This is a genomic window from Ensifer sp. MJa1 (assembly GCF_037026475.1).
In the GTDB taxonomy this organism is placed as follows: Bacteria; Pseudomonadota; Alphaproteobacteria; order Rhizobiales; family Rhizobiaceae; genus Ensifer.
Genome location: NZ_JAKUMO010000019.1, coordinates 117,920 through 139,959 on the forward strand (window position 1 = coordinate 117,920; position 22,040 = coordinate 139,959).

General features: G+C 60.0%; 17 protein-coding genes and 2 pseudogenes. 9 read left to right on the top strand and 10 right to left on the bottom strand.

Translation table 11 applies throughout. From position 1 onward, the window contains the following. Nucleotides 1-440: 440 nt before the first annotated feature. Nucleotides 441-773, top strand: a complete 333-nt coding sequence (locus MKZ91_RS23240; RefSeq protein WP_336173408.1) for a GYD domain-containing protein — start codon at nucleotides 441-443, stop codon at nucleotides 771-773. Nucleotides 774-946: 173 nt separating this feature from the next. Here the strand turns inward: MKZ91_RS23240 and MKZ91_RS23245 are convergent, their stop codons facing one another. From MKZ91_RS23245 to MKZ91_RS23265, 5 genes are all read right to left on the bottom strand, one after another. Further along, nucleotides 947-2,905: a glycosyltransferase family 2 protein gene (locus tag MKZ91_RS23245; protein ID WP_336173409.1), complete on the bottom strand. Its 1,959-nt coding sequence runs from the start codon at nucleotides 2,903-2,905 to the stop codon at nucleotides 947-949. An 8-nt stretch (nucleotides 2,906-2,913) separates the two neighbouring features. Further along, nucleotides 2,914-4,188 (bottom strand): hypothetical protein, encoded by a 1,275-nt coding sequence (locus MKZ91_RS23250; RefSeq protein WP_336173410.1) that lies wholly within the window; start codon nucleotides 4,186-4,188, stop codon nucleotides 2,914-2,916. Nucleotides 4,189-4,206: 18 nt separating this feature from the next. After that, nucleotides 4,207-5,658, bottom strand: a complete 1,452-nt coding sequence (locus MKZ91_RS23255; RefSeq protein ID WP_336173411.1) for an HlyD family efflux transporter periplasmic adaptor subunit — start codon at nucleotides 5,656-5,658, stop codon at nucleotides 4,207-4,209. Nucleotides 5,659-6,498: 840 nt separating this feature from the next. Next, nucleotides 6,499-7,842 carry a class-II fumarase/aspartase family protein gene (locus MKZ91_RS23260; RefSeq protein ID WP_336173412.1) on the bottom strand — a complete coding sequence of 448 codons (1,344 nt, stop codon included), beginning with the start codon at nucleotides 7,840-7,842 and terminating at the stop codon, nucleotides 6,499-6,501. Nucleotides 7,843-7,919: 77 nt separating this feature from the next. Continuing rightward, entirely contained in the window at nucleotides 7,920-8,891 is a 972-nt protein-coding gene (locus MKZ91_RS23265) for a Bug family tripartite tricarboxylate transporter substrate binding protein (RefSeq protein ID WP_336173413.1), read from the bottom strand. A 109-nt stretch (nucleotides 8,892-9,000) separates the two neighbouring features. On the opposite strand from MKZ91_RS23265, the gene MKZ91_RS23270 reads away from it, so the two are divergent. From MKZ91_RS23270 to MKZ91_RS23280, 3 genes are read left to right on the top strand one after another with little or no spacing between them, the layout of a single operon-like run. After that, nucleotides 9,001-10,152, top strand: a complete 1,152-nt coding sequence (locus MKZ91_RS23270; RefSeq protein ID WP_336173414.1) for a GntR family transcriptional regulator — start codon at nucleotides 9,001-9,003, stop codon at nucleotides 10,150-10,152. A gap of 52 nt (nucleotides 10,153-10,204) precedes the next feature. Beyond that, complete coding sequence (locus MKZ91_RS23275) at nucleotides 10,205-10,681, top strand: tripartite tricarboxylate transporter TctB family protein (protein ID WP_336173415.1); 477 nt, start codon at nucleotides 10,205-10,207, stop codon at nucleotides 10,679-10,681. Between the two features lie 10 nt (nucleotides 10,682-10,691). Beyond that, nucleotides 10,692-12,194 carry a tripartite tricarboxylate transporter permease gene (locus MKZ91_RS23280; RefSeq protein WP_336173416.1) on the top strand — a complete coding sequence of 501 codons (1,503 nt, stop codon included), beginning with the start codon at nucleotides 10,692-10,694 and terminating at the stop codon, nucleotides 12,192-12,194. Nucleotides 12,195-12,320: 126 nt separating this feature from the next. Here the strand turns inward: MKZ91_RS23280 and MKZ91_RS23285 are convergent, their stop codons facing one another. From MKZ91_RS23285 to MKZ91_RS23295, 3 genes and pseudogenes are all read right to left on the bottom strand, one after another. After that, entirely contained in the window at nucleotides 12,321-13,529 is a 1,209-nt protein-coding gene (locus MKZ91_RS23285) for an FAD-dependent oxidoreductase (protein WP_336173417.1), read from the bottom strand. 4 nt (nucleotides 13,530-13,533) lie between these two features. After that, nucleotides 13,534-14,682, bottom strand: a complete 1,149-nt coding sequence (locus MKZ91_RS23290) for an Atu1372/SO_1960 family protein (protein WP_336173423.1) — start codon at nucleotides 14,680-14,682, stop codon at nucleotides 13,534-13,536. 74 nt (nucleotides 14,683-14,756) lie between these two features. Then, nucleotides 14,757-14,966, bottom strand: a pseudogene (locus tag MKZ91_RS23295) (amino acid ABC transporter permease); the annotation flags it as partial. A gap of 161 nt (nucleotides 14,967-15,127) precedes the next feature. Here MKZ91_RS23295 and MKZ91_RS23300 point away from each other — a divergent pair. Genes MKZ91_RS23300 through MKZ91_RS23310 form a run of 3 tightly spaced genes read left to right on the top strand, consistent with a single transcriptional unit; the run spans nucleotide 15,128 to nucleotide 18,530 of the window. After that, nucleotides 15,128-16,744 carry a Mu transposase C-terminal domain-containing protein gene (locus MKZ91_RS23300; RefSeq protein ID WP_113398909.1) on the top strand — a complete coding sequence of 539 codons (1,617 nt, stop codon included), beginning with the start codon at nucleotides 15,128-15,130 and terminating at the stop codon, nucleotides 16,742-16,744. A 6-nt stretch (nucleotides 16,745-16,750) separates the two neighbouring features. After that, on the top strand, nucleotides 16,751-17,632 hold the full coding sequence (locus tag MKZ91_RS23305) for a TniB family NTP-binding protein (RefSeq protein ID WP_113398910.1): 882 nt from the start codon (nucleotides 16,751-16,753) through the stop codon (nucleotides 17,630-17,632). 1 nt (nucleotide 17,633) lies between these two features. Further along, the gene (locus tag MKZ91_RS23310) at nucleotides 17,634-18,530 is read left to right on the top strand and encodes a TniQ family protein (RefSeq protein WP_336173424.1); all 897 of its coding nucleotides are present in this window, start codon (nucleotides 17,634-17,636) and stop codon (nucleotides 18,528-18,530) included. Between the two features lie 236 nt (nucleotides 18,531-18,766). Here MKZ91_RS23310 and MKZ91_RS23315 read toward each other — a convergent pair whose 3' ends face one another. Beyond that, nucleotides 18,767-20,284 carry an MFS transporter gene (locus tag MKZ91_RS23315; protein ID WP_336173418.1) on the bottom strand — a complete coding sequence of 506 codons (1,518 nt, stop codon included), beginning with the start codon at nucleotides 20,282-20,284 and terminating at the stop codon, nucleotides 18,767-18,769. Between MKZ91_RS23315 and MKZ91_RS23320 the strand changes: the two genes are divergently transcribed. After that, complete coding sequence (locus MKZ91_RS23320) at nucleotides 20,258-21,136, top strand: LysR family transcriptional regulator (protein ID WP_113398913.1); 879 nt, start codon at nucleotides 20,258-20,260, stop codon at nucleotides 21,134-21,136. The genes MKZ91_RS23315 and MKZ91_RS23320 overlap by 27 nt on opposite strands. Further along, nucleotides 21,136-21,324 (top strand): annotated as a pseudogene (locus tag MKZ91_RS31660) (IS6 family transposase); the annotation flags it as partial. The gene MKZ91_RS23320 and the pseudogene MKZ91_RS31660, both read left to right, overlap by 1 nt. Nucleotides 21,325-21,626: 302 nt before the next feature. Here the strand turns inward: MKZ91_RS31660 and MKZ91_RS23330 are convergent. Further along, nucleotides 21,627-22,040 (bottom strand): transposase (locus tag MKZ91_RS23330; protein ID WP_336173419.1); only part of this gene is annotated, 414 nt, incomplete at its 5' end.

Below are 22,040 nucleotides of genomic sequence, written 5' to 3' on the forward strand. Positions count from 1 at the left end.
TCGTCGCCGACTACGCGTTCCGCTCCGCGTCGCAGTTCACGCCCATCTCGCTGCGCTTGCGCCATCTGACTGCGCAACGTTGGACCGCGTCATCGGCGAAGGGAAGGTCGAAACGGTCGGGCAGGCGAGAGGCCGGCTCGACGGCGAACGCGTCCCGCGACATGGTCCTCACAAGGCAATCGTGGGGAGATCAAGATTGATGAGGCCAATAAACAACCTGAACGCCAGCTATGCCAGTTTATGGATTTGCGCTCTAGCGACGGCGCCTACAGTAGGTTAGTGGCGATCTTTCCAGCGCAAAGACCTCCCCATGACAGCGCCTAGATAGGCGACAAACAATCTAGCGCTGCGCGGTCTGACGCTCGTCTAACGCTAAGTTTTTTGAGATACTGAGTACGGCAGGTCACCCGATCTGCCCAATCGTCGAGGGAGGATGTACTATGCCACTGTTCATAACCACAGGGTGCTATACAGCCAAGTCAGCGAAGGGAATGATTGACAGTCCATCGAACCGAGAAAAGGCAGCCCGTGGCATCATGGAAGCAGCGGGCGGGAAACTGCATTCTTTCTACGTGACGACCGGCGAAACCGACTGGATGGCAATCACGGAATTCGATGATGGCGCTGACCTCGTCCCCGCACTTCTCGCCGTCAGCGCATCGGGAGCCGTCTCGAATGTCAAAACCGTGCGAGCCTACACGGGCGCAGAATTCAAGGTTGCGCAAGAGAAGGCGGGCGCAATCGCATCCTCATACAAGCCCCCGGTAAAGTAAGCAGACCACTAGTTGAAACACCTCTGGAAGCGGATCGAGTTTCCGTTGTCAAAAATGATGTGTTGGCGCGCGCTATGCGGCCGCGAACCCGAGGCTGCGGACCGCCAAGTGCACTCTCAATCGACAATCGCCGCAGGCTGATCCGCGAACTACCTGCTGCGGACTTGACTTGGTCACTCTACAAATGCGCGGCGGAACAGGCTGACCATTGAGCGCTTGAATCGTCCAGACTCCGCGACATTTTCCGGCGCGACGCGAAACAGGAGAGTTAGAATGTCGATTCGCTGTTCGAATGTTGGCGCGATCGACAAACCAGCCGTTCCCGCCGACCCTAGGATCGGCACCCAACCGACCTCGGGGATCATGATCGCTTCATCCTCCGCGCCGGAAGGCGCGAGGCTAGCGACGTCAACGGCTTCGACTGACATCGCTCGAATGGCAACATCATTGATGCGACCGCCGGTGCGATATTTGCCTGCCATGTTCATCGTGATCGATTCTTCACGCCCACATCGCGGCAATTCGATGCAGACCAGCAGACTGACGAAGGCTATGACCATGGAAATCACAGCCCAGACCAGATTCAGCACCTCGCGCCCTGAAAGGTCGTTTGGCGCGTCCCAAGTGAAGATGGTCCCCAGCACCGATGCAGCGGAAAGCGCGACCACGGCCGCGAAAAAGAACGCCGTCGGCAGGTGAACACGGACCGTCGACCGGTCACCACCCTTCTCGGTCACCTTGAATGGGCGCCCGAAAGGTCGCCGAGCAGCCTGGAAGAGCGTAATCGTCACCGGAAGCGCCGTCAGTGCATGGGTCACTTCCGTGAACAGCGGCAGCGTACGCTGACCTGAAACCCAAGCCGAGTAGATCCAGAATACGAAGAGGGAGCTTATTCCGTACTTCATGAACAAGAGCTCGTCCGCCTGGAGTGCCGAAATGCCAAAGAGCCAGTAGATCGATGGAGCAAAGAGTAGGCAGAGGATGAACGGTTTGGAAAGCCAGCAGAGCAGACCGTGAAGATAATGAAATCGCTGCGTAAGCGTGAAATGGCCGCGCCACATTGGACCGTTTCTCAAAAGGCCTATCTGGATCGTCCCGAGGCACCAGCGCGTGCGCTGAGTGATGTATTCGGGGATGCCTTCGGCCGACAGGCCGACGCTGAGCTTTTCGTTCAGCCAGCGGGTTATGTATCCCCGCTCCATCAAGCGGTAGGTGAGCAACATGTCCTCTGAAAGCGCGTCATGCGGGAAGCCGCCGATTTCATTGACGACGGCACGGCGCACCACGAAGCTGGTCCCGACGCAGAACGCACACTCGACGGCATCCTTTGCCGGCTGAAACGTGTCGAAGAATACACGCTGGTCGTCAACGAAGGAGTTCTGCAGGCGCAGATTGTGCTGGATCGGGTCGGAGTTGAAATAGAACTGCGGCGTCTGGACCACGCCTATTCTGCTGTTTCGGAAGAGACCGACCACGCGCTTAAGGAAATTCGCCTGTGGGGCGAAGTCCGCGTCGAGCACCATGATCAGCTCGGACGGATCGCCTTTGTTCGTCTGCTGCAGCGCATTGTTCAGGTTGCCCGCCTTGGCGTGCCGGTTGTCCGGCCTGGTGATGTATCTGACGCCAACTTTTTCGCAGTACTCCTTAACTTCCGTGCGCCGGGTGTCATCACAAACGTAGACGCGGAAGTTCGGGTAATCCATTGACCGTGCGCAGATCACTGACTTCTCAAGTATATGAATCGGCTCGTTGTACGTGCAGATAAAAACGGCGACGGATGGATGGCGGCCGCAAGCCTCCAGTTCCTTCTGCGCCGCGTCTGCTTCCGCCGTCCAGTCGGACGTCCGGCAGAGGATCAGAACTGAGGCGATCGCGTAGACGATCGAGGTCGCCTCGAAAGTGAAATAGATATAGGCCCACAGGCTCTCCGCCGTCAGCTCGAACACAGGCATCGTATCGGCGACACGCCACGCGAGATAGAGCGCAAGCGACATCGCCGTCATCGCGCTGAACGTCAACCGCTCCATCGCGTTCTTCGGATGCGTGAGGTTGGCAAGGGCCATGAAGGCCAGGGCCACTCCGAGATCGAAGAGAAGAATGCCTGCGATGTCGTCGTCGATACTGAAGACCATGAGTTGCCTCACCGGATCTCGCTCGGCTCGTTGGGCCGAAACGGGTTGAACCTTGTGATTGCAAGAACCGCCCAGGCAGTCGCTCCGAGATGCGGCCATCGATAGTAGCGGAATTCTTCCCCCTGCCCGGCCGCATCGATCGTCAACCCGGTCGAAATCTGATTCTCACGGGTAGCAAACAGCCAACCCGATTTTGCATCGCGGTTTTCCATCACGCTGGCGATCAGGGCGTCCGCACGCTCGTTTTCGCTTTCCAGCGCAAACAAGAGCGCCATCTGCGAAGTGCCTTCCACCCACATCCCGTCACGATCGCCGTTGAAGTCGTAGCCACCCGGTACGCCAAGCAATTCATCGATGCGTGCAATGCTGCCCTCCCAGGCCGCCGGACGATCCTGCTTGGGCAGAACCATCAATGGCCAGACCTGTGCGTCGAGCACCGTTCCGGCATTGCTGGCCGCGCTCCCCTTGCCGTCGGTGCCGATGAAGAAGCCGGCGCGGCTGTCCTGCATTACCGTTAAGAAAGATAGCGCGCTTTCGGAAAGCGCCGTCCACCGCGGATCCTGCGTCTCCGACCACAACCAGCGACCGACAGCGACAACGTCGATGTTGTGCTCGGTGGACTTCCACGAAATTCGGGCAGGCTTCGGCTCGAATCCGTAGTAGCCCCCCGTTAGTCCAGACCCGCTCGGATCGACGAACTGCTCTAGCCAGCGCCCGAGGCGAAGTGCGGTGTCAAGATAGCTTGGATCGCCGGTTTGTCGGTGAAGCTGCAGCAAGGCGAGCGCCGCCCAGGCAACGTTTCCAACGGCAGTGCTCGCCTGGTATTCGTCCTCCATCCACCGTCCAGCGTCATCGTCCCAAAATCCGGGCAGCAATGGTGGCTTGGCGACCGGTCCTGCGCGATAGGCGTTGCGCAGACGCCCGTCACGGTAGTGCCGATCCTCTGCCGACGCCGCGACGAATGCATCCCCGATCGCCCTCGCTGCTTGAGTGTCGCCGCAGGCGATGAATGCCATCGCCGCCAAGGCATTGTCGTAGACGAAAGCAGTTTCCCGAAGCGCTGCCGGCAGACTGTCGACATCCTCCCGCACTGTACGATAGCTCGGCATGAATGACGGCTCGGAAGCTTGTGGTCGAACCGCCGACTGCACCGTCTTCATCGCACCGCAGAGCCCTTGCGCGTCGTTGACCACCGAGGCGTCAACCCGTCCGGAAAGACAAAGAAAGACCACGCAGGCAGCGGCACAAGCCGTCGCCCACCGGGTATGGCCGATAGAGGTCATGGAGAACCTCCAGCCTATCTACAGGCTGCCTTCGGCCGTGGCCGGCAAAAGTTCGCCGACGCCTCGAGCCGGACGTCCAGCGACGACGATGCGGGCCGATCGAACAGCGACCGCGCTGGTAAAAGCAATGCTCGCCTCATTCACCGGCTCCGGTTCAGATCTGTACGTCACCATCGCGGAAAAGTTGTTTCCAATCGCCGAGATCTGTTGTGCCACCTTGGTGGAGGCCAGATCGATTTGGGTTCGCGTCCGTTCGAACCAGGCCTGCGGCATACTGACGGTCACCCAAGTCCCGACCGAACAGAAGCTCTCGGCCTGTTTCGAAGTCGCCACCGAAAGGTCGGGAACGATATAGGCGTAGAGTTCTCGCCGTTCGGTGGGTGGGAACGGAACCGCGTAGTCGAGATCGACACGTTCAGTCGTACGCGGCACGAGGCGGTCGACGCGACCGGTGACGGGGGCTTCCCATCCGTCCGCACTGACCATGACGGGCGAGCCGATCGACAGGTTCTGTGCCTGCCGCTCGGAAAATATCGCAACAACGAATGCATCCTTGCAATTCAGCGCTTCGGCAATCGTATCGCCAGCGCTCACCTGCTTGCCGATCTGAGCCGTCGTCTTGAAGAGCTTCGACGTCGGCTCCATGACCACTTCGGCCCCGGCCAGCTTCTCGACCCGTTCGCGCTCTGCGGCTGCCAGTGCCTGAACTTGCACAATCCTGGTTTCTATTGTCGCCGCCTGCATGTTGATCTGCGCCCGGTCAGCTTTTGTCGAGCGTATCTCGCGTTGCAAATCCTGCAACGATTGCTGTTCCCCGCCCATGAAGATTCCGGTCCGGGCATTGCCCAGATCGAAGCTTAAGATCTCGACGCGCAATTTCGCCGCCTCGAGCTTTGCGTCCTCGAGCTTCAGCGTGTTGGAAAGCTCGCCCGCGGTTCCGCTAACGACCCCCTTTGACAGCAGGGTCAGCTTGCGTTCGACCGCAATTTTCTCGTTCGCAGAGGCATAGCTGACCATCTTGAGATGAGCCTCCGCGTTGCGCAGGTCGTTGTCGGACCGCAGGACGAGGGCCGCCTGCTGGCGGGAGAGGTCGCGCTCGAGTTCGGCCATCCGTTCGGCATAGTCGTCGAGAATTGAACGCTTGAGCGAGAGTTCATTTTGTAGCGACGCCAGTTCGATCGTTAGCCCGATCAAGGTCGACCGATCGACTCGGTCGTTTTCAATCACCGCTTGAAATCCGATTGGCGCGCTTGCCAGTAGAGGGCCCGTTGAAACCACGCGACCACTGATGGGCGACGTGATTGGCACGACCGGCGCGTTGGTGACCGACCGGGTCGTTGATGAGGTAAAAATCGGCGGGAAAACCGACGTCATGAACGTCGAAGCGACCAGGCCCAATACGACAAAAGAAAGAAGCTTAACGGATTTCGGCCCTGAGCTCTGAGCATTGCCATTGTTGTGGGAAATCATAGCAAACGTCCTTTGATTTTTGTTCGCGCACTATGCTTCCTCCTCCTTACATTAGAAGGCTGGCACATAAAATATTATGGGTCAATCAGAAATTTAACGCATTTTTAGCTAGGCAATACTCTAAATTTGCTTGATTTTTATGCAGGTGACGGAAATTTTAGCTCAAACGATATTGTCGCTACACCGCGCAGGGATATTGGATGCGACTTTGTCTGGAGGTCATGGATATCGAGCCATTCGCTTCATTCTTGCGGCACGGGAATTGAATCTTCGACTGACTTGGTGAAGCCTGGAGGCCTTCCATCACCCGCGCTCTTGAGAGAATTCGAACGTCCGGCTGGAGAATCGACAGCCGTGTTCATGCTGGTCCGAGGGTTGAGCCGCCAGAGCGCAGAGTTCCGCCCGATACATTATGCAATCCCGGAAGCCCACACAGCTCCGCTTCTATGCACAAATGCTTGCTCGAACATATTTGGCTCATCCCCGGAATTCCGCGCTCCAAAGAGGGGATTCGGCGTCGTCAAGGTAGTTGAAAGAAGCGAGCACCCGCTGGCGCTTGCTCTCGGCAATTAGTTCAAAATAGCGGCTCAGCGTTCATTTCCGGCGTCGAGGCCAGGAGGACGGCATTCCCAAGGGGCTGCTCGCGCCAACCCCACCCATCCAAAATCATGAGAAGATGTTCCAATCGCGCTTTCCAATGCGACCGATAGGATCGGCTCCCTGTCTGCTACGGAATCATGCGTAAGGCGCGAACCATGAGCGAGGTCTTCCGAATGGCTCAGGCATCGCTCGAGCGCCAGCCAGCAGCCACCGTCGTGCGGTCGAAATTCGAGGTCGAGTTTAATTGTCCCCACTTGGCCGTTCTTCAAGATCCTGGATGATGTCGTTGATCTCTCCGAGATAGGCCTCTGGCGCCAGGTCGAGCGTCACGTCGGAAAGACCGACGCCCTTCAGCGCATCGGAGAGGGTGTCGGCAAACGGTATGCCTTCCATCGTCGTCTTCTGCGCGGCATCGTAGAGCAAATGATGGGCCTTGTGCCGACCTATGCGTGGTGAAAGTTGCATCATTGCCGATTCCGACAGGATCAGGCCCTGAGTAATGTCGAGATTTCGGCGCATGGCTTCGGTATTCACCTGCAGCCCGGACAGGACATGCTCTACCCCTTCCGCGATCGACGTGGCGAGGATGGCGATCTCATTTACGACGATGTCCGAGACGTTGGTGGCCGAAGAATCTCCCTCATCCATGCGGACCATGCTGGCGAGGATCAACGGCAACCGGCCTTCAAGCAAGCGGCAGAGACTAATTAGCACAAGCGCGGCCGAAGGATTGCGTTTTTGCGCCATGGTGGAGCTTCCCACCTTGCCCATGTGGAAGGCTTCCTCGATCTCGCCGATCTCGGATCGCTGCATGAAGACGATGTCCTGCGCGATCTTGTGGACGGACCCGGCTAGAACCGCGAGCGCAGAGAGGTAGTCGGCCACGCGATCGAAGGAGGATCGAAGCGGCAGACGGGCAGGCTGCAGGCCAAGCCGTCGGGCCACCTCTTCTTCTACCGCCCGGCCCTTGCCGCCCATAGCGGCAAACGTTCCGATTGCGCCTCCGAAGTAAGCCAGGAACGATTGAGCGCCACGTTCCGTCAGCCTTTCGCGGCTGCGGCGGATCTCCTCATGCCAACCGGCGACCTTATAGCCGAAGGTCGTCGGTAGGGCGTGCTGACCATGCGTGCGTCCGGCCTGCAGGGTCTTGCGGTGATCGTTTGCCAGTCCTTTGAGCCGCTGTTCGGTCCGGTCGAGTACGGCAATCAGATGGTGATGGGTCTTTTTCAACTGCAGCGCGATCGCTGTGTCGAAGATGTTCTGGGTGGTGGCGCCCCAATGGATGAAACCGGCGGCCGGCTCGCCGCAGAATTCCTCGAGCTGCTTGAGAACCGGGACGAAAGGATGCTGGGCGAAAGCAATCTCCTTGCTGAGCCGCGCGTAGTCGAACCCCTTTGCGTCACAGCATGCGGCGATCCTATCAGCGGCGTCCGATGGGATTAAGCCAAGTTTCGCCTGGGCGAGAGCCAACGCAGCCTCCACATCCAGCCACGCTTGCAACGTGGCGTCATCCGACCAGATGTCGACAGCTACCGTGCTGAACCAGTGCCGGGTAATGAACGAACTGAACATGCCGATGGTCATTGGCTCACCTCAATTAGACCCTTGTCAATGCCAGGAAAATTCCGACGCCGGAGCCTTGCTGCCGGCGTCGGAGGAACTTACTCGACGACGATCTTGGCGCTGTCGATGACAGCCTTGTAGGTCTCGGCCTGGGCGGCGATGAAGGCCTTGAACTCGCTCGCAGACAGTGGCGCGGTCGCAAAGCCGGCGTCGGCATAGCGTTTGTCCACATCGGGATTTGCCAGCGCTTCGGAGATCGCCTTGTCGAGCGAGGCGACGAAGTCGTCAGGCGTGCCCGCCTTGGCGAACACGCCTTGCCAGAGCGGGAAGGTCAGACCCTTCAGGCCGGGCAGTTCAGACAGCGTCGGAACCTCCGGCAACTGATCGGCTCGATCAGCGCCGGAGATGGCCAGAACGCGGATCTTGCCGTCCTTGGCGAGTGGTAGCGCTGTCGATAGGGTCAGCACTGCCGAGTCCAGCACACCGGCCAACAGATCATTGGTGACCTGCGCCCCACCGCGATAGGGCGCGTGCAGAAACTTTACGCCGGCACGCTGGGAGATGAGTTCACCCAGCAGATGCTGCGCCGAACCGATGCCGGGCGAGCCATAGCTGACCGTCTCGGGCGCGGCCTTCGCCGCCGCCATCAGGGACGCGAGATCCGCATGGGCCGACTGCGCTGGCACCACGACCGCCATCGACGTTGTGGTCGTGCGCCCGACCGGTATGGTGTCGGCCTGCCAATTGGCCGTGACCTTGGTATTGGTCATCGGAACCGCCACCGTGTCGAATCCGCCATAGTAAATCGCGTTGGTGTCCGCGGCGCCATTTATCAATTTCTGAAGCGCGATCATGCCGCTCGCGCCGGTGGCGTTTTCAACGACCACGGTGCGGCCGACGCGGCTTGCGATTTCAGGAGCGATGATGCGCGCAGCGAGGTCGGCGCTACCACCGGCCGAATAGCCGACAAGAAGCGTGATGGGGGCCGTCGACTGCGCCTGCGCGACGGGTGTTGCGATGAGCGCCGACAGTGCCAGCGCGGTAAGAGATTTCCAGACTGAACGAGACACTGAACATTCCTCCCCTGCTACACTGATACATATTGTATCGGAATGCGAATTATCATTTCGCATAGTATTTCCAATATTTTTGTTTTGATTTTACGGCAAGTAGAAATTCTTGGCGTTTGAAAAATACATTCTTGATGATACAATTTGTATTGTGTTACGGAGATTGGTCATGAGCAAGATTGAAAAGCTGCAGGACTATCTGAAGTCGGTCGCGACCAGTGCGCAGCCAGGGGATCGTCTACCGACGGTTCGAAAACTGATGCGCGATTTCAAGCTGTCCCAGCCAGGCGTGCAGAGCGCCCTGAAAGCCTTGAAGGACGAAGGCCTGATCGACGCCCAGATCGGGCGCGGAACGTTCTTCACCGGCGGTGGCCCACTGCAGCCAGCACCGACCGGGCGGGCTGTTTCCAGGCGAGGACGCAGCGTCATCCTGCTCCGGCGACCAATCGCCACGCAGCGCGCCCGCCTCGTGATGGACCGCTTGCAGACAATGGTGACCGAAGGCGGCGACCTCACGCTGGAGGTCGGCTATTCGGACGCGGAGCATGCTCGTCATGTGCTGCAATCGTTGCCGCGGTTCGACGCCTGCATCATTCAGAACTCCTTCGAACAGATGCCGGTGGAAATGCTCGCCGCACTCCGGCGCAAGACGGACAACATTGTTGTCGACGGTGCCTGGCTGGTCGGAACCGATATCGATGCGATTGGATTCGAATGGGGGCGCCCGGTAGAGCATGCAACGCGCCTGCTTCTGTCGGTGGGTCACGATGAGATTCACTACCTGACGACAGTCCGCCCCTTCCTTGCCAACGAGCTTGGCCTGCACCGCTATCGCCAGCTGCGCGAAGATGCCGAAGCAGGCACTTTTCTACAGGAACCGAGCCTGATCCCGGCTCTGCCGTCCAAGGAGTTCGAACTGGCAATGCTGGAGCGCATTGCCGCGATCGTGCGCAGCCCAAGCCGCCGCCGCAAGGCCGTCCTTCTCTGGGGCGTAGAAAGCGGCCAGAGGCTGCGCGCAGGCTTGCTGGCGCGCGGCATCACAGTCCCAGAAGACATCTCCATCATCCTTCTTGGACGCAGCGACATCGAAGTCGAACGCGACGGCTTCTTCAATCTCGTCGGCTATAGCGCGCAAGAACAGGCAGAGGCGCTCTACGCGCGGTTGAAGAGCCGCTGGGATGACCCGCAGGCCTCCTATGGTCTGACATTCACCCGCATGCATGAAGTCGAAGGATCGTCGATCTGGACTGCAAGGCCATGACACGAACAACGCCCGCTTGATGATAGGGCCGTACACGACAAGGGAGGAAACAATGGCGTTAAGAATCAGGTCGGAGAAGGATCTGGGTAGCGGCCTACTCTATCTGCTGCTGGGAAGCGCAGGCCTCAGCATCGCGCTGGACTATGGTTTCGGTAACGCCGGTCGCATGGGCCCCGGTTATTTCCCCATGGTGATCTCAGGGCTTCTCCTGTTTCTTGGTGTCGTGACCCTAGCCCGCAGTTTGCTCATCGAGGGATCGCCGATCACAACCGTGAACTGGAAGGGTCTGATCCTCGTCACCCTGTCCGTCTGCCTGTTCGGCATGCTCCTGATGGGCGCCGGCCTGCCGGTGGCACTGGCCGCGCTGATTCTGGTTTCGGCCAAGGCCAGCGAGAAATTCGCGCTCGGTGCCAAGGCGATCGCCGCCATGTTCGGGCTGGTGCTGTTCTGCGCACTGGTGTTCGTGAAGGGGCTGGGCGTGCCCATGCCTCTGGTCGGCGCCTGGTTCTCCGGCATCCTTGCTCCCTGAGGCGAACACCATGGAAATGCTCTCCAATCTCTGGCTCGGCCTCAGCGTGGCCTCGTCGCTCACCAATCTCGGTTACTGCCTGTTGGGCGTCTTTCTGGGCACCGCCATCGGCGTTCTTCCGGGCCTCGGTCCGGTCGCAACCATTGCCATGCTCCTGCCGCTGACATTCGGTCTTCCGCCCGAAACGGCGCTGATCATGCTCGCCGGCATCTATTACGGTGCCCAATATGGAGGCTCGACCACAGCCATCCTCGCCAACCTGCCGGGGGAACCGTCGTCGGTGGTCACCGCGCTCGACGGCCACCAACTTGCGCGGCAGGGGCAGGCTGGCAGAGCGCTCGCGACCGCGGCGATCGGCTCCTTCATCGCCGGCACGGTCTCGACCTTGCTCATTGCGCTGTTTGCGCCGGCGCTCGCCGCGGTTGCGCTGCAATTTGGCCCGGCCGAGTATTTCGCGTTGATGGTGCTGGGCCTGATTGCCTCGGTCGTCATGGCTTCGGGCCCGCTGCTGCATGCGCTCGGCATGATCCTCGTCGGTTTGCTGCTCGGGATGGTTGGTACGGACGTCAATTCCGCCATCCCACGCTACACCTTCGATGTGCCTATGTTGGCGGACGGCATCAACTTCGTTGTACTGGCCATGGGTATCTTCGGCCTCGGGGAAATTGCAGCCAATCTGGAAAACGAAGGAGAGCGGACGCTTCTTACCCGTAAGGTCACGAACCTGATGCCAACCCGCGAGGATTGGAAGCGTATTCTCGGGCCGATCGCACGCGGCACGGCCCTCGGTTCGGTGCTTGGCATTCTGCCGGGCGGCGGGGCGGCGCTTGCGTCCTTCGGATCCTACTCGCTGGAGAAACGGCTGTCGAAAGAGCCTGAGCGGTTCGGCAAGGGCGCGATCGAAGGCGTGGCAGGGCCGGAATCGGCCAACAATGCCGGGGCGCAGACTTCCTTCATTCCGATGCTGACGCTTGGCCTGCCCTCGAATTCGGTGATGGCGCTGATGATCGGTGCCCTGTTGATCCAGGGTATTCAGCCGGGGCCTTCGGTGATGAGCGAGCAACCGGCTCTGTTCTGGGGTTTGATTGCGTCCATGTGGATCGGCAACCTGATGCTGCTCGTGCTGAACCTGCCGATGATCGGCCTCTGGGTACGGATGATCGCGATCCCTTATCACTTCCTCTTTCCAACGATCATCGCGCTTTGCGCTATCGGCGTCTTCAGCGTCAACAACAGCATCTTCGACGTCTATGCGATGGCTCTCTTCGGCGTCGTCGGATACCTTTTCCGCAAGCTTGACGCCGAACCGGCCCCCATGCTCCTCGCCTTCATCCTGGGCCCGATGATGGAAGAGTTCCTGCGCCGAACATTGCTCTTCTCCAAGGGGGATCCGAGCGTCTTCCTGACGCGGCCACTAAGCGCGGCGCTGCTCTCAGTCGCGGCAGGGCTGCTCCTTCTCGTCGTCTTGCCGTCGGTGAGAAGGAAGAGAGAGGAAGCATTTCAGGAGGACTAGTTGGATTCCTGTCCTTCGCCATGTGATGGGAATCGAACAGTTGAGCCCGCTGTCACGCAGACGTCGGCCACCTTCGCGGTTGACCGCACAATCAGCGTGCGCGCGACGGAAAACACTTAGACGCCTTCAAGCCAGCATATCCGTAATTCTTCGCGCAGAGCCAAGCGCGAGCGTCCATCCGAGCATGCCGTGTCCCGCATTGACATAGACGCCCCGGATTTTTCGAGATTGCGCGATGATGGGCCGGGAAGATGGGGTCATGGGACGTTCGCCAGACCAGACATGCTGCCATTCCGCCTGTCCGAAAAAATCGGGCAGTACGGCACTCGCCGTTTCTCGCAGAACCGCAAAGCGATCCGCCGCAAAGCCAGCGCCGGGTCGTGCAAGATCAGCGAGACCGGCGACGCGAAGACGGTCGCCAATTGCGGCGAAGGCAAGCTTGCGCTTCACGTCCGTCAGGCTGACGTGGGGGGCCCCTTCTCGCCATGGCACTGTCAGGGAATACCCGGCGACGGGCTGGATCGATCGCGCTTCCGGCAAGTCCGCGACAAGGGCGCGGATCAGCGGCCCGACCGTGACGATGGCGGCATCGACCGGTAGCGGATCGCGATCGGCAAACCGAACAGCAGTGAGCTGCCTCCTATACCGCTCGAACCCCGCAACCCTTCGGCCGAAGCATACGGAAACGCCGAAATTTTTGATGATGACCGCCGTAAGCTGGCGGCAGAAGGCCGCCGCGTCGCCAAGCGCATCATCGGGCGTATAGACGGCGCCGGCGATCTCGCCCTGATACGCTTTCAGCGCTGGCTCCACGGCCTCGGCTTCCGGTCGCGACAGCATGCACTGGTCGATGCCTATCTGCCTTTTGCGTTCCACGGTTGGACGCGCGGCGCAAAAGCTTGCCTTGTCCGGATAGAGATGCAGCTTGCCGGCGACGCGGTAGTCGAAGACGATTGCCGTCTCCGCTAAGAGCAACGCCATTTCCTGGCGGGATTGCTCGGCAAGCGCCAGAATGTCCCGTGTGTTGTGCCACCACCGCCTGGAGGGCATGTTGGCAAGAAACCGAAGGCCCCACAGCAGGAAGTCCGGATCGAGCCGCCGGCGGATGCAAAACGCCGGATCGCGCCCGGCAAGAATAGCAGGCAAATGTTTCAGCAATGCGGGCGAGGCCATGGCATCGCCATAGGCCCAGGAGAGCTGCGCCGCATTGCCGGCGCTTGCACCTTTTCCCGGCTCCGTTTCCATATCGATCAGCGTGACGCGATGTCCCGCACGCGCCAGCAGATAGGCAGAGGAAACACCGACCACGCCGGCCCCGACAACAGCGATACGCATCGCGTCAGGCCTCCGCTTCGCTGACAAGAGCCGTCAGTTCGATCTCCACCGGCGCGCCACGCGGCAACGAACCGACGCCGACCGCGATGCGCGCATGAGGCCAGCAGTGCGGAAACATTTCCCTCAACAACTGCGATGCGCCGTCGATCACCGCACCATGCTGGGTGAAATCGGGGGCAGCGGCCACGTAACCCGCGAGCCGCACGAAACCTCTAACCCGATCGAGCTTTCCGGCGATGCGCTCGAGCTGCGCCAGTGCGTTGAGAAGGGCCCAGCGCGCGCATTCGCGCCCCTCCTCAAGCGAGACATCCCTTCCCAAATGGCCGGTCCTGAGAATGACCTCGTCCCTCAGGGGCACCTGGCCGGATACGGTCACGATCTCACCAGACCTGATTGCACCGACAAAGGAGCCGGGAGGCGCCGAAGCCTCCGGCAAGGCGAGGCCGAGCGCGGCAAGGCGTGCGCGCGCGGAACATGCGGCTTCCGGAGTATCACTCGTCGCGGCCCGCGCGGCGCTCCGCGACACGAACAGACGAAAGATCGCGCGATCGAAATCCGGGAGGTGATACTCAGGGTGCCATTGAATGCCGAGGCATAGGCCCGGTGTTTCTCCCTCGAAGGCCTCGATCACTCCGTCTCGGGCACGCGCGACGACACGGAAGCGACCGACACCGGTCAGGGCATGACGATGCAGGCTGTTCACGGTTGCCTCAGTGCCGCCGAGAATGCCGGCAAGCGCACTTCCCGGCTCCACCGATATTCCATGGGCTAGCCGATCCGGCACCGCGGTTGGCATGTGTTCGACAGCTTCTGTGCCGGGGCCGGGCAGGCTCCTTGAAAAGGTGCCGCCCAACCATTCTCCGATGAGCTGCATGCCATGGCATATGCCGAGAATGGGCTTCTCAGCCTTTACCGCATGTTCGACAAGTCTCAGTTCGAACGAACGCCGTTCCGCCTCCCCGTCTGCGCCAGGGATCGTCCCTGTGATCACCACACCGTCGGCGAGATCGAGTGCGGCGGCAATCGTCTGTGTCTCATAGGGCAATATCAGCGGAATCCCGCCTGCCTCGCTGATCGCTTCGGCATAGTTTGCCCGCACCGCATAGGTCTTCTCGCTCGCGATGCCGGCCGGATTCTCGATGTCGGGGGTCATCAGGATCACGGGGCGTCGTGTCCTGCCGCCCTCTTGTGCGGAAGAAGTCATTATTTCGTGTCTTTCGATGGAGGCTAACGGTTGGCGCGAGGCGCAAGACGCTTGGAGAGGAGCGAAAACGGCCAGGCGATGAGGAAGTAGCAGAGCCCAACCGCCACATAGATCTGCAGGGGCAGAAAATACTCCGTCGCCATTGCCCGGCCCGTCAGCACCAGTTCGTCCACCGTGATCAGCGAAGCGAGCGAGGAATCCTTGAGCAACGAGACGAAGGTGACGATGAGCGGCGTGTCGTTTTGCACTTAATCATGAGACTCTTATCGCAACGATTTCAATGAGAAGCCGCGGCACTTAATTTGAGAACGGGCACTTAATTTGAGAACCTTGCTTGGAATTCGGCAGTTAATGTGAGAATCATGCGATCGAGATAATCGGCGGTATTCCAGCAATGCATGATCCCTTTCCCAACGAAGTCGATGAATCGCTTTGGAATGAAGCATGCCGACGCGCAGAAGCGGTTCGGGAATTCCTGAAGCACCGGACTGGCAAAATGACGGCAGCAGAGGTGGCACTGCTCGCGACCGAGCTCGAGACCAGTCGGGCAACCGCGTACCGCCTTATCAAGCTGTTTCGGGCCGGTGGGACGGTCATGTCACTGGTGGACCGCAGGCGCGGTCGACCAGATGGGCACCGGGTTCTTGACGACAAGCGGGAAGAGATCATCCGCAACACGATCAACCGATACTATCTGACACGAAACCGGCCAAGCGTTTCGCAGCTGGTCCGGGATGTGCAAACGAACTGCCTGTCAGCCGGTCTCCGGCCGCCCCATCGCCGAACGATCAAAGCTCGTCTCGAAGACATCGACCTGCAGAAGCGCGCCAAGCGCCGCGGCGAAAATGACATCGTGAAGCAGACCCAGGCCGTTCCTGGGGTGTTTGCCGCCTCCCGGCCTTTGCAGGTCGTACAGGTCGATCACACGAAGGCGGATGTCTTCGTCGTTGACGAGGAAACCCGGCAGCCAATCGGCCGGCCCTGGCTGACGCTGGCGATGGATGTCTGCAGCCGTATGGTGACGGGCTTCTACCTCACGATGGATGCACCCTCCCGGCTGTCGACCAGTCTCTGTTTGCTGCACTCCGTCTTCGACAAATCGGCTTGGTTGCGGGAGCGCGAGATCACCGAAGCGTGGCCCGTCGCCGGCTTGCCAGAGACATTGCACGTCGACAACGGGGCCGACTTTAGAAGTCGTGCTTTCAAGCGAGGGTGCGAGGATGCCGGCATCGCGATCGAATGGCGCCCGCCGGCAGAGCCGCGCTTCGGTGGCCACATCGAGCGCCTGATCGGGACACAGATGGGAAAACTCCATCTGCTGCCCGGCACCACATTCAGCAACGCGCAGGAGCTTGGCGAATATGATTCGAAGCGGCATTCGGCGCTCACCTTGCGCGAACTAGAACGTTACATCGCCCTCGACATCGTCGGCTCCTACCATCAGTCGATCCACAGCAGCTTGGGCCGTCCGCCTATTGCCGTGTGGCGCGAGCACGAGGACCAGATTCCGCTTCGACTACCACAAGATCGAATGCGTTTCTGGCTGACGTTCCTACCCGAGCAGGAGCGCACGCTGCGGCCAACCGGAATTCATCTGTTTGGTCTACGCTACTGGTCCGCCGCACTCAGCGCCGACGTCGGGCGCGCGAACCGTCGCCTGCTCGTCAAATACGACCCGCGGGACATGGCTCGTGTCTTCGTCCGGCGGCCGTCGGGCAACTTCGTGGAAGCCCGCTATGCCGATGTTACCTTGCCTTCGGTGACACTGCACGAAGCACTGGCGGCGCGCCGTACGCTGCTGGCGAAAGGACGACAGGAAGTCAGCACCCGTACCATAGTTGGCACTGCGATTGAGCAGCGCAAACTGGTGGATGCAGCGGTCAAGAAGACGGCGGCTGCGCGACGCGGCCGTCCAGGCAGCGCAAAAACGAGGGTGGATGGCGGCGGATGGGGCTCGCTTCGCGGGGTCGACTCCAGCAAACCTGTGGACTTTGACGAGGACACGGAGTGAGCTGGCATGAACACCGAACTCTCCCATCTGACCGCGAGCGCCGCGGCGCTGATTGCTGAAGCCGACGAACAGCGCATCCGCGCGATCAGATCGCGCCGCTGGCTTGTTTATCCGCGTGCAAAGCAGGTGCTCGATCGACTGAACCTCTTGCTCGATCATCCACGTGGAACCCGAATGCCATCCATCGCCATTTATGGCGACAGCGGCATGGGCAAGACGATGATCATGAAGCGCTTCCGTGACCAGCACCCGCCAAGCTTCAATTCGGTTACCGGTAAGCTGAAGACACCGGTTCTGGCCATGGAGATGACCAGCCGGCCAGGCGAACGGCGGTTCTACGCCGAACTGCTGACCCTGCTCGGCGCACCGCAGCGGCCACGCGCCGATATCGCGCAGATGGAGCAGGCCGCTTTGCGGATCATGGAAGCGATCGGTGTGCAGGTTCTGGTGATCGACGAAGTGCATAATATTCTCGCCGGAACCTATCGCGAGCAGCGTATTGTCCTCAACACGTTGCGCTTTCTTAGTAACCGCCTCCAGATCTCTCTCGTCTGCTTCGGGGTCAATGACGCCCGCGAAGCCATCGGCGGTGATGTGCAATTGGCCCGCCGCTTCGAGCAGTTTACGTTGAGCCGCTGGGCCGCCAACGAGCAGTTCGAAATCTTGATCGCCTTGATCCTGCGCAACACGCCGCTACGTCAGCCGTCGGTGCTGACCGCGAAATCGCTGCGGCGGATGCTGCAGATCACCGAAGGCATCACTGCGAACATCTTTCACATTATCAACTCACTCGCCATCGAGGCCATCGAAAGCGGCCAAGAAAGGATTACGGACGCAGCCATCGAGAAATGGGAGCCGGAGTTTGATGCGGAAGCCGCCTTCGCATGACATGGGAGAGCCCTCGCGGCGGTTGCCGGTAACGCTGGCTCCTCGCACCGATGAGCTTCTCTCGTCGTGGATCGGCCGGCATGCCGAGTTCTATGCGGTCCCTCCCCTGGCTATGCTTCGGCATTGCCTTCCAGAGGCGTCATCCGTGCGCACCGCAGATCTCGATCTCAACGAGGATCAGGTCTTCCGCCTCGCCCGCATGTTCTCCGCCGATCCGACCACGGTCCGCCGCACGACTTTCGCGAATATCGCGCAATCGTCGCGGCGCCTGATTGCCAAGGAACCGGTACAATCGTGCTCATGCTGTCATTCGCCAAAGCACGAACCGAGGCCCGTTCTTCGAAGCCAGCTTCTCGGCTGGCGTATCACCTGTACGCTTTGCGGCTGCCTGCTCCGGCACTCAGGCAGGCATGACCGCCACTCTCCTTTCGGCCGCTACCATGGGACTTCTCTCATAGGGGAACGGCTCCTCGACGATGAAGCCGAACGCAATGTCCGAACCTGGACATCGCCGGCCGAGATAGCGCGGCTTCTGCTGATGCGACGGGGGACGATACCCATCTCCCGAGGATACGAACCGTGGCGATTCAGGGTGCTTGGCGCAATCATTCCAGATCTCGATGATGTCGTCGAACGGGGGAGCCTGCCGACACCGGCAAGTCCGATCCTGCCGCTGCATCTGCGACCAGCTCTGCTGGCCGGAGTGGCCATTGTCGAGCGGGCCGGACCTGAGATGCTCGAAATGCTACGCGGCCAAATGATGGGTGCGAACGCGATTCAGCGGCGCTATCGACGAGATCATGACCCATACATGCCGATCAATGGCGTCTTCGCAGTTGCAGTTAATTTGAGACCAAGGCCGCTCAGATTCTCAGCTTTAAATGCCAAACTTGGCTGAAACAGCTGCATTCTCACGTTTAAATGCAAAGCGACAACTGAACATAGTTCAGGGCGAGTTCCGGAAGAACTACACCATCAACTCGAGCGCCGCTGGCCCGCGCTGATCGCACGAGTTCCGTCACGTAGCTCACAAATTCGTTTCGTCTGTTCCGATTTCTGTTTTGCTGCAGCTAGTTCTGCCGGACCTCGAACCAGCCCCAATGGTCGTCGGCGTCGACCGCTCCGGGACGAAAACTACTTGACGGTATCTGATAGGGAAAAGCCTTCCTGTCTGAGGCAGAAGAACGAGAGCGCAGCTCCGAGAAGCAGCAGAGCCACCGCGACGATGAGGGAGAGATACATGCCGTGCATGAACGCGGCGGGGGCCGTGTCTCGCACGAAATAGCCGCATGTCGCTACGCCGAGCATGCCGCCCACTTGCCGCGCGGTGTTGAGGACACCCGACGCGATGCCAGCCCGGGATGGATCGACCGAGGAAAGCGTCACGTTCGTGATCGTCGGCACGATCAGCGCGACACCGCTTGCCGCCATCAGCATCGGCACGACCAGTTGCCAGTAGGCACCGCTGACACTGACCTGCAAAAGAAGAAGAAGATACCCGGTCGCCGCCAGGAGAAGGCCAAACACCATCAAAGGGCGCGCGCCAAGGGAATTGATCAACCGGCTTGCGATAATGTTCGCAATCATCAGAACGACGGTCATCGGCAGGAAAGCGATGCCGGTTTCCTGAGGTGGCAGCTGCTGCTCAAGCTGGAAGAACAGGCTGAACACGAAGATCAGGCCGTAATAGGCGAAGTTGACGATGACGCCAGTGACGGAGGCGATCGAGAAAGCGGAATTCGAAAAGAGTGACAACGGCAGCATCGGTGCGCGGCTTCTCGCCTCGATCAGGATGAAGCCTGTTGCGGCGAGGATGCCTACGATCAGAGTCACAAGAATGCGTGGATGAGTCCAGCCCAGATGTGCCGCGTCCATCAACGCTGTTGCCAGCGATGCCAGCGCAATGATGGCGGCTCCCTGTCCAGGCAGATCGAGCGAGCGGCCCTCGTTCCTGGGACTCGCCGCGGAATAGCGAATAATCAGGGTCAGACCGACCAGCCCGACCGGAAAGTTGATCAGGAAAACGCTGCGCCAACCGAAATGTGTCACCAGGAAGCCGCCGACCACCGGGCCGGCCGCCAGCGCGATACCTCCTGCCGCTCCCCACCAGCCGACCGCGCGGTTGCGCTGCTCCTTGTCGGGAAAAGCCTGGGCAAGCAGCGACAACGAGTTCGGAACCAGCAGTGCCGCGCCGACGCCTTGCGCGAGCCGCGCCGCGACTAGTATCGCAAGCGTCGGAGCAAGCCCGCAAGCAAGCGACGCGAGTGTGAACAGGGCGAAACCAGTGACGAAGACGGCGCGTGCGCCAAAGCGATCGCCCAACGCTCCAGCCATGAGCAGCAAGGCTGCGAAGAAGAGCGTGTAGGCGTTGACCACCCATTGGAGGCCCGCGATATCGGTGGAAAAGCCGGTGCGCAAGGCATCGAGTGCGACGTTGACGACACTGACGTCGAGAAGTACGACCACAAAGCCAAGCGAAGCGGCGGCAAGCGTAGTGCGTGGAGGCATAGGGTGAGAGACAGACATCGAGACAACCTCACGAAAATAATTTGTCTCGAAATTACGCCGATGATTTCTGTGCGGATATACGGTATATATGCCAGTGAACATTGAGAAATCGCACAGATGGCCGATTGGGAAAATCTTCGTCATTTCCTGGCAGTGGCGCGTGCCGGCACCCTGTCCGGTGCAGCGCGCGCCTTGAAAGTGGACCATGCGACGGTGAGCCGTCGGCTGGCGGCGCTCGAGAGGGAACTCGATGTGATGCTGGTCGACCGCCTGCCACGATTCTGTCGCTTGACGACGGTCGGACAACAGGTCTTCGATCAGGTCGTCACGATGGAAGCTGCGGCCGACGGAGTTGCCCGGATTGCAAGGGCCGCGCATACGCCACTGGTTGGCAAGGTCACGCTCAGCGCTCCGCCTGTGCTGGCGGCGCATCTACTGGCGCAGCATCTCGCAGAATTCCGATCCCGCTATCCGGATATCCGTCTTTCTCTCTCGGCCCAGGCGCAGCAGGTGTCGCTTAGCCGCAGGGAAGCAGATGTGGCTCTGCGATTGGTGCGGCCCAATGAAGCCGGAAGCTTTGCGCAAAAACTGGGCGTCATGGCATTCGGTCTCTACGCGCGCCGCGACTATGGGCATCTTGACGTGCCTGATCGATGGCAATTCATCGCCTTCGATGAACGCTACGGCGAGATGCCGCAGCAAAAATGGCTGCTCGGTATTGCTGGCACACGGCCGATCGCGTGCGAGTTAAACGACATCGGCGGGCATCTTATCGCGGTGCGGACTGGTGCTGGCGTTGCCGGACTGCCTTGCTTCATGGGAGATGCCGACCCGGACCTCGTGCGGATCGGGGAAGACATTCCATTCTTCTCCCGGGACATCTGGCTTCTCGTCCATCGCGATTTGCGCAAGACGCCTTCCGTTCGCGCTGTGATGGATTTCGTCATCGCGCTCATCACTGAGCATGGCGGTTTTCTACTTAGAGGGCGGGTGTAATTGCTTCTATCACCCACACTGCGGTCTGGCTGTACTTCCGGTTCCCTTTGAGCCTGCGGTTGGTCGAGGAAATGCTGTTGGAGCGTGGCATTGTCGTGGTCCTACGAAACGATACGGCGATGGGCCGCAAATTCGGCGCGGCTTATGCGAATCAGTTGCGCAGAAAGAAGCCCACGCGAAAGGATATCTCAAACCCGGTACGTGATCGTCACGTGATCGTCACGCCAGTTCCGTGTAGTTCAATCCTGCCTTAACAGGTTCAGAGTATCCGGCGGACCTTCCCAGTTACCTAACCTGATTTTGTCTAGCAGGCATGGAAACATGCACCGTGCTCGAAATCGCGCTGGCTCGCGCGCAGGGATCCCATGGCTCGAAACCTAGTCGTATTTTGCACTGAGCGAACGTGCCGCAGCCGACGGAGGATCGTGTCCATGGGAGTGGTGTAGCTGACGGCTGATTGCCGTGCTTTCCGACAAGGGCCGGAGGGATATCAGCGGGCCACAGCGGGCAGACTGATTTGGGGATCATCGCTCATTTGGGCCATGGTCTCAAGGGTCATATACCTGGCACGTTGGACGGCCCATTCATCATTCTGCTCGAGCAGTAGCGCGCCGACGAGGCGGACGATGGCTTCGTCGTTCGGGAAGATGCCGACCACCTCGGTGCGGCGCTTGATTTCGCCGTTGAGACGTTCAATCGGATTCGTTGAGTGCAGCTTTGCCCGATGCTCCTTTGGGAAGGTCATGTAGGCAAGCACGTCCTCTTCAGCATCGTCCATGATGGTGGCGAGCTTCGGCACTTTCGGCCTGATCTGATCGGCGACACTGCGCCATTGAGCGCTTGCTGCCTCCGGCGTCTCCTGGGCAAAGGCCGTTGCGATGAAGGCGGATACGACCCGCCTGCC

Coding starts and splice junctions, on each gene's coding strand:
- MKZ91_RS23240 (WP_336173408.1), top strand. CDS start 441: ATGCCACTGTTCATAACCACAGGGTGCTATACAGCCAAGTCAGCGAAG.
- MKZ91_RS23315 (WP_336173418.1), bottom strand. CDS start 20,284: ATGACGAAGATTTTCCCAATCGGCCATCTGTGCGATTTCTCAATGTTC.
- MKZ91_RS23320 (WP_113398913.1), top strand. CDS start 20,258: ATGGCCGATTGGGAAAATCTTCGTCATTTCCTGGCAGTGGCGCGTGCC.
- MKZ91_RS23285 (WP_336173417.1), bottom strand. CDS start 13,529: ATGCGTATCGCTGTTGTCGGGGCCGGCGTGGTCGGTGTTTCCTCTGCC.
- MKZ91_RS23280 (WP_336173416.1), top strand. CDS start 10,692: ATGGAAATGCTCTCCAATCTCTGGCTCGGCCTCAGCGTGGCCTCGTCG.
- MKZ91_RS23245 (WP_336173409.1), bottom strand. CDS start 2,905: ATGGTCTTCAGTATCGACGACGACATCGCAGGCATTCTTCTCTTCGAT.
- MKZ91_RS23275 (WP_336173415.1), top strand. CDS start 10,205: ATGGCGTTAAGAATCAGGTCGGAGAAGGATCTGGGTAGCGGCCTACTC.
- MKZ91_RS23310 (WP_336173424.1), top strand. CDS start 17,634: ATGGGAGAGCCCTCGCGGCGGTTGCCGGTAACGCTGGCTCCTCGCACC.
- MKZ91_RS23300 (WP_113398909.1), top strand. CDS start 15,128: ATGCATGATCCCTTTCCCAACGAAGTCGATGAATCGCTTTGGAATGAA.
- MKZ91_RS23260 (WP_336173412.1), bottom strand. CDS start 7,842: ATGACCATCGGCATGTTCAGTTCGTTCATTACCCGGCACTGGTTCAGC.
- MKZ91_RS23250 (WP_336173410.1), bottom strand. CDS start 4,188: ATGACCTCTATCGGCCATACCCGGTGGGCGACGGCTTGTGCCGCTGCC.
- MKZ91_RS23290 (WP_336173423.1), bottom strand. CDS start 14,682: ATGACCCCCGACATCGAGAATCCGGCCGGCATCGCGAGCGAGAAGACC.
- MKZ91_RS23305 (WP_113398910.1), top strand. CDS start 16,751: ATGAACACCGAACTCTCCCATCTGACCGCGAGCGCCGCGGCGCTGATT.
- MKZ91_RS23255 (WP_336173411.1), bottom strand. CDS start 5,658: ATGATTTCCCACAACAATGGCAATGCTCAGAGCTCAGGGCCGAAATCC.